Source organism: Streptomyces sp. E2N166 (genome assembly GCF_003671715.1).
Classification (GTDB): Bacteria; Actinomycetota; Actinomycetes; order Streptomycetales; family Streptomycetaceae; genus Streptomyces; species Streptomyces thinghirensis.
Map to the genome: position 1 here is coordinate 1792751 of NZ_RAIF01000032.1, position 838 is coordinate 1793588.

2 protein-coding genes are annotated in these 838 nt (G+C 72.4%); one reads left to right on the top strand and one right to left on the bottom strand.

Annotation, left to right across the window (positions count from 1 at the left end):
- The coding region (locus tag EBH09_RS35225) for a helix-turn-helix domain-containing protein (RefSeq protein ID WP_153182767.1) at positions 1–193 on the bottom strand (193 nt) is incomplete at its 3' end.
- Between the two features lie 139 nt (positions 194–332).
- Between EBH09_RS35225 and EBH09_RS35230 the strand changes: the two genes are divergently transcribed.
- Complete coding sequence (locus EBH09_RS35230) at positions 333–758, top strand: VOC family protein (RefSeq protein WP_121750829.1); 426 nt, start codon at positions 333–335, stop codon at positions 756–758.
- The last annotated feature ends 80 nt before the right edge of the window (positions 759–838 follow it).

Here is an 838-nt window from a genome sequence, read left to right on the forward strand (position 1 = left end):
CGTCGAGCCGGTATCCGCCGTCGGGCCCCTTGACTGCCACGACGGGGTAGCCGAGCCCGCGGAGCCGGTCGACATCGCGGCGCAGGGTACGCGGGCTGATGTCCAGCCGCCGGGCCAGCAGCCCTCCGGGCCAGTCCCGGCGCGCCTGGAGCAGCGAGAGCAGCGACAGCAGTCGTGCTGAGGTCTTCTGCATGAGCCCATGCTGCCCCGAGAAGCGGCCACGACCTGACCGCTATCCCGGACACCGTGGGAACCGCGGGACCGAGCGGTCCCCGCGGCCGGCCTCTCCCGCCTTGGGCGGTCCGGTCGTATCCAGAGGCGAGGAGCCCATCGTGTCCGTCAAAGCCGTGACCCACCTGAACTTCCGCGGAGACGCCCGCGCGGCACTCACGTTCTACCAGTCCGTCTTCGGCGGGGACGTGGCCGTGGTGACGTACGAGGACGCCGGAAACGTCCAGGACGCCTCCGAGGCCGACCAGGTGATGTGGGGCCAGGTGTCCGCCGGCAGCGGTCTGTGCGTGATGGCCTACGACGTGCCCTCGCGCATGCCGTGGCGCCAGGGCGAGAACGCGTTCTTCGTCTCGGTCCGCGGTGACGGGGCCGAGGAGGTCACCGCGTACTGGGAGAAGCTGTCCGACGGCGCGACCGTCCTGCGGCCGCTGGCGGCCGCGCAGTGGGCGCCGCTCTACGGGATGCTGCGGGACCGCTTCGGCGTCACCTGGGTCCTGGACGTCGTGAGCGATTACAACGCGTCCTGACCGTCGAAGCGAGGGATGGCGGGCGTCCCACGGCCCGGCCGGGTTCCGCCGCCCGCCACCGACCACCGCCCCGCCGGACG